Raw genomic sequence first — 7,963 nt, 5'->3', positions numbered from 1 at the left:
CAGAGCAGGAATCAGAATGATTTCTCCACCCCCGAAGAATATGAAACTGATGATTCCCTTTTGCCGCACAGTGGATGAAGGGAAAAAAGTGCTGGAAGAAATGGCAAAACATGGATTGCGGCGCGGGGAAGATGGCCTTGAGATATACATAATGTGCGAAATACCCAGTAACGTGATCCAGGCAGACGCATTTGCCGAAATCTTTGATGGTTTTTCGATTGGTTCGAATGACCTGACTCAATTAACGCTGGGAGTCGATCGCGATTCCGAAATTGTGGCGCATATCTTCGATGAACGCGATCCTGCCGTCATGGATTCACTGGCTGCGGCGATCAGAAAGGTCAAAGCAGCGGGAAGAAAAATTGGTATCTGTGGCCAGGCTCCCAGTGATTATCCCGAAATTGCTGAGTTTCTCGTAAAACAGGGGATTGACAGTATTTCACTCAATCCCGACGCCGTGCTTAAGACGGTGACGCGCATTGCGGAAGTCGAAGCAGAGTTGGAGGCCAGAGATTCGATTTCTGAAATGAAAAGTGATTTGACAATTTGAATATTGATTTTAACACAGATAGGAAAAGGAGTTGGCTATGAATAAGAAAAAGAATTCTCACGAACATTTACAGTATTTGCTTGATGAGCACGAAGAAATCCTGTCACACATTAAAGAGCTCCATGACTGGTGGACGGAGCTTGACGAGCGCGGATTACCTAAATTCGGGGAGATGGGAACACGTGTGGAAGGGTTTCGTGATCTGTTAGCGAAACACTTTGAGAACGAAAAAGAGGAGGGTTATTTTAAACCGGTTTTAGATGAGTCTTCTGGTTTCTGCATCATGGTGCCAGATTTTAAAACGAAACATACAACCATTTTGTGTCGGATTGATGATTTCGCTTCGCGCTTAAAACAATCGAAACATCCCTTCAAGAACTGGAGCGAAGCTTCTCTTGAATTTAAAGCCTTATTATCTGATCTGCGTGAGCATGAAGATCAGGAAATCAAAATGGTTCAGGATGCTTTCAACAGGTCGGTCTCAAAATAGCCGGAAATTCAAAAGCCAATCTCTCTTAAGCAGTTCAGGGCAGATTTCCAGTTGAGTTTTCGAGAGCCCGGTTCGCGTGAGATCTTGATTCTGGTTCACGGTAGTGCGATTTGCCGCACCGAATAACCCACCCGCTAAGTCTCGGATGATCCCGATGCACCCGTTTTGAGGACTGTGATCAAAACCGATGCGTCCTGCAGCAGATTTCAAATGAGCGACCTCATCGAGAATGCCTGGTTTCGCAGCACCTGCGGACGGGTTTACTGTGTACAAGTCTGTGTACCCGTGTCAAACTCTAACTGAGCTGTTCGTTAATTATGCCAGTCACTCAGTGTTTGTGGTGGGAGTTATCTTCCGTGAACTTAGGTCGAATTATTTATTTGAGAATGCTTGTTCTCGTTATTGTTTTTCTGTTATACGTCATACCTGGCGCAGCCGGGCAGCTACAGCGTCCCAATGTGTTATTCATCGCCATTGACGATCTCAGGACGGAATTGGGATGTTATGGTTTACCTTATGTGCAGAGTCCGTCTCTGGATCGACTGGCATCGCAGGGAGTATTGTTTACGAACCACTTTGTGCAAGTGCCGACGTGCGGCGCTTCGCGTTATGCCTTGCTGACCGGACGCAGTCCGCGAAATTCAGGAGTCACCCGCAGTAATCAGGCATTCTATCGCGGAAATGCGGCGCTCTCTGCCACACAGACAGACGGAGCCCAGACACTTCCGGAACTGTTTCGTCGCAGTGGTTATCATACGACCTGTATTGGAAAAATCTCGCATACAGCCGATGGCAGGGTGTTTGAATATAATGGGAGCGGAGATGGTCGTGATGAACTACCGCATGCCTGGGATGAACTTGCAACTCCCTTTGGTTCCTGGGTACGGGGCTGGGGTATCTTTTTTGCTTATGCGAACGGACGGAGTCGCGAGGATGGGACTGGTATTCGCGATCTGATGGAATTCAAGGCTGAAAAAGACGAAGACCTGCCCGATGGTTTACTGGCACAACAGGCGATTCAGAAATTAGGTGAACTCAAACAGCAGAAGCAGCCTTTTTTCCTGGGACTCGGTTTTATCAAACCTCATCTCCCGTTCGTGGCACCTGCACAGGATTGGGAAGCGATGTCCCGCGTTGCGATTCCCCCGCCTCCCCATCCGGAGAAAAAGAAATCTTCGTACTGGCATAAGAGTGGTGAATTTTACAGTTACGATATGGGATTTGAAAAAACGCGTCCCTTAGCGGAAGCGGCTCAAATCAAGTCGCGGCGGGCTTATCTGGCTTGTGTGCGGTATGTCGATCGACAGGTGGGCAAAGTGCTGTCCGCGCTGGATGAATTGGGATTGAGGGAGAATACGATCGTTGTCGTCTGGGGAGATCATGGCTGGTTTCTGGGAGATACAGCAATCTGGGCTAAGCATGCCCCCTTTGAGCGTGCCTTAAAGAGTACTCTCATTATTCGAGCGCCAGGCGTTTCGCAGGCAGGGTTAAAATCCTCTGCGCTAGTGGAGAGCGTTGATCTTTATCCAACACTCGTCGAGTTGTGTCAGCCGGAATTTCAAAAGACGCAGTACCCTTTGGATGGAATCAGTCTCAAGTCGATCCTGAATGGCAACAAAACAGAAGTTCGTGAAGCAGCGTTGAGTTATTGGAATTCCGCTGTCAGTGTTCGTACAAAAACACATCGCCTGATTGCCACCACAGGCGAAGAACAGCCGACAAAACTGGAACTATATGATATTACAAAAACGCCTGACCCGGTGAAGAATCTTGCTGACACACAGCCGGAACTCGTACAGGAGTTATTAGAGTTTCTTCCAGCGCGGAAGTAAAATATTTATCGGGATCGCTGGATATCAGCGACTCACATCAAATGAGTCTTCATCCATGTGAGATACTCCGCGGAGTAGTCGTTGAGGTTTTCCAAACTGCCACCACCCCGGACGGGTGAGCACATTTCATAAGTGGCGGTGCCGTTAAAGCCGCCTTCTTTTAAGCCGTGGAAAAAAGCAGAATAATCGATGAAACCGGTGCCGAATTTGACTGCACGAACCATATCAGGCTGCAGCCTCTGGTAATTGATCAATTCTGGCTGGTAGGCAAATCGCGGCATTTTGATATAGTCGGCATTGGTGGTGATGGCGGTGTAAGGAGCCATTTTTCTCGCTGCCTCAAACAGGTTTTCCTCACGCAAAGCAGGGGACCAGGCGTCAAAGCCGAGTTTACAGTTCGGCCGGTCAATATCGTGCAGCAGTTCCAGGAGGGAGTCAGAGTGCACGCCGACATCGTGATGATTTTGCACTGCGATCGTGACATCACAAGCGGCAGCGCGGTCGCAACATTCCCGTAGCGCAGAAACGACCTGAGTCCAGAGTGCCTGCGGCGTATGTCGGGCTGAGTCATAAGCGGTAAAAATCCGAACAGTCGATGCGCCCAGTTGTCGTGCCAATTTCGCCAGTTGTTCGACGTATTGGATTTGCATTTCCAGAAAAGGAACTTCGGCCGCACCAGTTCCGGAAAAATCGGTATACCCGCCAATAATCGAACATTTGATCTGATGTTCTTTGAGGGAACTTTGAATCGATTCGATTTGTTCAGAGGTAATATCCAGGGGCGACAGATGGGGGCGCTTACCCATTAACATGACGGAATCATAACCTGACTGAGCCGCTTGCGCGATGAAGTCGGTCACATTCAATGTGTGTTGACCCCAGAAGCCGGCATAGCTTACGGAAAAGAGGCACAGTTTCATGTTCTGATTCCTGTAGAGAATGTGAGAGCCTTAATGGTTGAAATATCGACTATCCTAATTCTTTTCCAACTGCTGCTGCCACTCTGCGGCAGGTTTCCATGGTTTCAGCAAATGCCTGTGGTGTCAGAGACTGGGCGCCATCACTCATGGCATGAGAGGGGTCGGGATGAACTTCGAGAATGAGTCCATCACAGCCGGCAGCAATCGCTGCAGCACTCATTGGCGGAACCAGGCTGGCAATACCTGTACCGTGACTCGGGTCAATGACAACCGGTAAATGAGTCCGCTCATGTAAGTAGGGGACAGTGGCCAGAGGAAGCGTGAAACGGGTGTGCGTTTCGAAGGTGCGAATCCCTCGTTCACAGAGTATAACCTGCTGGTTTCCCTGGTCGAGAATGTATTCAGCTGCGAGCAGGAATTCTTCGATGGATGCGGAAGGGCCTCGTTTGAGCAAAACTGGGAGACGAGTTTCACCCACCGCTTGCAGGAGATGGTAGTTTTGCATATTGCGGGCACCGATCTGCAGGATATCGGCATATTGACAAAGCAGATCAACATGTTCGGGCGTCATGACTTCGGTGACGACGGCAAGATCTGTTTCTTCACGAGCCAAAGCCAACAGTTTCAGACCGTCCTCTTTCATTCCCTGGAAAGAGTAAGGGCTTGTGCGTGGTTTGAACGCACCGCCACGCAGTCCGGTGGCACCTGCCGCTTTCACCTGATGGGCGATTTGAAGAATTTGTTCTTCGCTTTCCACGGAACAAGGGCCCGCAATCACTCCCACATGAGAACCGCCGATCTTCAGATTTCGAGTCGTAATCACGGTCGGTTCCGGTTTTGTTTCTTTGCTGGCTACTTTGTAAGCGGCTAGAATCGGGACTACTTTTTCGACTTCGGCACACGATTCAAGCGCTGCCTGATGCCCGTCTCGTTTCACACCGGCTGCCGCGATCACAGTGCGTTCTGCACCCACAATCACGTGGGCTTTCAAACCCATTTCTTCGACACGCTTGACCATAGCCTGCACCATCGCTTCGGTGGCATTCGGTTTCAATACTACTATCATGACGTTGACTCATTTCTATTTCAGTCTCAGGGAATAAAAAAAGCCCTGTAACCAGTCAGGTTACAGGGCCAATCGAATCTCAGGATCTGTTCATTTGCTGTGAACGGTGTATTTTCGATCGGTCAGGTAACCTGTGCCGGTAAACCAATAGCCCAAAAAGTGCCAGGCTGAATCAAAAGACAGCCGCACATAATTAAAGCTAAAAGTACCAAACCGATGTGTCACGGAGAAACTCCAAATCGAAAAAAATACTAATTCAGCAAAATTTCCTGCTAAATAGTTTCAACAGAGATAATACTCCTGCCGGTTCGCTGAAGTCAACCGATATTCCGAAAAGATTCTTTCAACAGTTTTTCACCGTCAGGATGAGTTTTCGTCTGATTTGCGTTTTCTCAGTTTGGAATAACTGATTGATTGACTATTGGGGAGATTGAAAGCAGAAACAGCATTCTTTTTGACGGATTGATTCTGAAACGGATTATTTTGCGATTTGGTTTCAAACAGGGAACGATTCATCAGTGTGTTGAAAATTTCTGGTAATCGATCCGGAGATGTCTCCGGGTGTGATCCACTCCGTTCGATTCGAATTCGTTGGAGAGATTTCAGCGTGGCAGACTGGTTGAAGCATTCGGGAGGATAACAGGCCATAATGGCGCCGAGCATCATTTCCCAGTTATCCCCAATTTTACTGGTAAGTCCGGAAGGAAAGGAGATTCTTAATCCGGCGGTAATCAGGTCCCAGGTTTTTACGGGGTGCGGAGTATTGAGGTTGGATGACTGGTCTTCACCAAAATCTCTGGAGCGGGCCGGATCGTGAGCGAACTCTTCAAGTCCGAATCTTAAAACAAATTGACCCAGAAACAGATCAGTCCAGCGTTCAATCGACCGTCTGATTCGGTTGATCCGTTTTACGGATTCCAGGCTCAAGTGTTTTTCTGACACGAGTATCACCAATGCCAGCCGCTTTACATCCAGAAAAGATAACAACAGGCTACGCGCAATTGGTTCAGCCTGACATTGGTTCCGTCTCTTATCAGCAGCTGTCAGAACGGCTGAGACGACTCGAATCAGCATTTCTTCAGCGAAGAAGTCCTTGAAAATTAACTCTAATTCTATTTCAGAGAATTCCGGTTTAAGATCCTCAGTAGTCAAGGGTTCAAAAGCTTTTCGCCTCTGTTTCAGATGTTCCTGACCATGAAACCAGAAGTCATAGAGTGCGTTGGCAGGGAAAGGATTTGTCCCTTCCACCAGCGAAAGACTCTGAGATGCAATCAGTGCCGCAGCTTCTGCAGTGAGTTGTGAGTTCAAGATGTTACCGTTCTGCCCAGAGTTTGAAAAAACGGAGGGCTTGAAACCACGCACTATTCCGAAGCCCTCTTGAACTCAATTAAAGCAAAACAAGTACCAGCGAATTCTCGAATTAACTCTTTTTTGTTAAATACAATGCATGCAGTGGTTTACGGTTAAACCTTATCGGTTGCAACGATGAGGTTTGATGTCTTAAGCAATCAGTGTGTTGATAAAAATCAACGTGTGTTAATTATTGAGGAGCGGTTTTAGCGACTTCCTGCGGAGTGAGCTTTCGTACTTTGATATCTTTCAAAGCAGCGGTTGTAGCAAAAGAAGTGATTCCAAACGGCCTGGAAAGTTCGACCTCATGACGAATCGAAATCTTGCGGTCTTTCAGATTTTGATCGACGATTTGTTTTCCGTCCAACCAGACCTGTATTTTATGGTCGGTGACCTGCAGGCGGATTTTATACCATTGGTTCTTTTTGAATGTCTGAAACGTGGTGGTACTGTTCTGAGAGGCATCGTCTCCGTCGATACTGGAAATCCCACACAAACTGCCGCCCCAACCACCTAAAATAAAGGAACAAGGATCTTTTTTGACTGGAAAGGTCAGTCCGCAAAAGAAGTCTGTTCCATCGACGCGTTTGGCTTCTAATTCCACTTCATAATTCGTGAGAGGCATTTTTTTAGCGTCGGTCAGCGTCACGCCGGTCAGATCAACTCCCATTTCGAGAATCAGATTCCCATCCTTCACATGCACTTCACCTTCGCCACCAAATTGCGGAGTTTTCCAGCCATCCAGATTTTTACCATTGAATAAGGAAACCCATTGGGGAGAGTCCTTCTTTTTCGCTTCATCGGTGTTTTCTGTTTGTGTTGCATCCTGCTGCGCTGTTTGCCCTGTTTTTTGATCAGCAGAGGCTGATTCTGAACCAAATGCAAACAGGACCATGGCGAACAGCAGCAAGAATTTGATCCAATGATTTCCGGGACGTAAAAAATGGAGAGCAGTGATTTTATTCATGAAAGAACCTGACGTTTAATAAAAGGTTATTTGTAATGGGTTTAGTTACTTTCTTATTAGAAAAAAACCGGATTTGATCTGGAAGCGAAAAAAGTATCTTTATTTGGATTATAACGAATTCAGGGAGTAATCAAACATAGGGGGGGAATTCCCCATGAGCAATCGGAAAATGTGTTCATCCAATCCCGTTTTTGAGCTAGGTTTTCATGAATACTATCAAATTAATTTTGATTTTACATGAATGAGGAAACTGGTTGATTCGTAACTGGCCTGTATGTTAGAAAGCGCAGGAGACCGTTGTCTTATCTTATCGCATCAATTATTGAAGTTTTTACGGATAACGTTGCGCACGGGGTGTCGAGTATCAGCGTTGTGGCGATCGCATTCGTCTGCCTATTGCAGTACGCAGTTTATAGTTTGAAAATGACTGCAGTCCGTAAAGAGAATGAACAGTATCAACGCAATATTTCTGAGGTGGAAGAAGAACTGAATGATGTGCAGTCTGATCGTGCCATTACGCTCATTGAAAATCATATTCTCAGAGAATTTGTCAGCCAGTCGGAATTTGATCAGGCGATCGAATTACTGTTAAAACGATATGTTCCTTCGTTGCGAGATGGTTTTGGCCTTTATCTGAATCTGGTGGATGGCCAATTCATACTCCGGGAATCACGGGGTATCACGAAGAACTCACAAGGCATTTATGAGATTGATGACAGAGTGCTGAAGCAATTGCGGAATGAAAACATTCTCATTCTGCGAGGGGAAAAACTGCGGGAATCTAAAAT

The 7,963-nt window shown here is 47.0% G+C and carries 8 protein-coding genes; 4 read left to right on the top strand and 4 right to left on the bottom strand.

The window, feature by feature from the left end:
* The 3 genes from Q0294_RS19360 to Q0294_RS19350 all read left to right on the top strand — a co-directional run.
* On the top strand, positions 1–550 hold a 550-nt coding region (locus Q0294_RS19360; RefSeq protein WP_366917996.1), incomplete at its 5' end, for a putative PEP-binding protein.
* A gap of 37 nt (positions 551–587) precedes the next feature.
* The gene (locus Q0294_RS19355; RefSeq protein WP_299468738.1) at positions 588–1,040 is read left to right on the top strand and encodes a hemerythrin domain-containing protein; all 453 of its coding nucleotides are present in this window, start codon (positions 588–590) and stop codon (positions 1,038–1,040) included.
* A gap of 356 nt (positions 1,041–1,396) precedes the next feature.
* On the top strand, positions 1,397–2,872 hold the full coding sequence (locus tag Q0294_RS19350) for a sulfatase (RefSeq protein ID WP_299468736.1): 1,476 nt from the start codon (positions 1,397–1,399) through the stop codon (positions 2,870–2,872).
* 32 nt (positions 2,873–2,904) lie between these two features.
* Here Q0294_RS19350 and Q0294_RS19345 read toward each other — a convergent pair whose 3' ends face one another.
* The 4 genes from Q0294_RS19345 to Q0294_RS19330 form a co-directional block, all read right to left on the bottom strand.
* Positions 2,905–3,792, bottom strand: coding sequence for a sugar phosphate isomerase/epimerase family protein (locus tag Q0294_RS19345; protein WP_299468734.1), 888 nt, complete (start codon positions 3,790–3,792; stop codon positions 2,905–2,907).
* Positions 3,793–3,841: 49 nt separating this feature from the next.
* Entirely contained in the window at positions 3,842–4,858 is a 1,017-nt protein-coding gene (gene aroF / locus Q0294_RS19340; protein ID WP_299468732.1) for a 3-deoxy-7-phosphoheptulonate synthase, read from the bottom strand.
* Positions 4,859–5,218: 360 nt separating this feature from the next.
* A complete protein-coding gene (locus Q0294_RS19335) occupies positions 5,219–6,166 on the bottom strand; it encodes a hypothetical protein (protein WP_299468730.1) in 948 nt (315 codons plus the stop codon).
* A gap of 232 nt (positions 6,167–6,398) precedes the next feature.
* Entirely contained in the window at positions 6,399–7,175 is a 777-nt protein-coding gene (locus Q0294_RS19330) for a DUF1080 domain-containing protein (RefSeq protein ID WP_299468728.1), read from the bottom strand.
* Between the two features lie 423 nt (positions 7,176–7,598).
* Here Q0294_RS19330 and Q0294_RS19325 point away from each other — a divergent pair.
* A partial coding sequence (locus tag Q0294_RS19325; protein ID WP_299468726.1) for a hypothetical protein occupies positions 7,599–7,963 on the top strand: 365 nt, incomplete at its 3' end.

This window comes from uncultured Gimesia sp. (assembly GCF_937919775.1).
Lineage (GTDB): Bacteria > Planctomycetota > Planctomycetia > Planctomycetales > Planctomycetaceae > Gimesia.
Note: the sequence above shows the minus strand (reverse complement) of the source record. Positions and strands in the feature narration are given on the sequence as shown.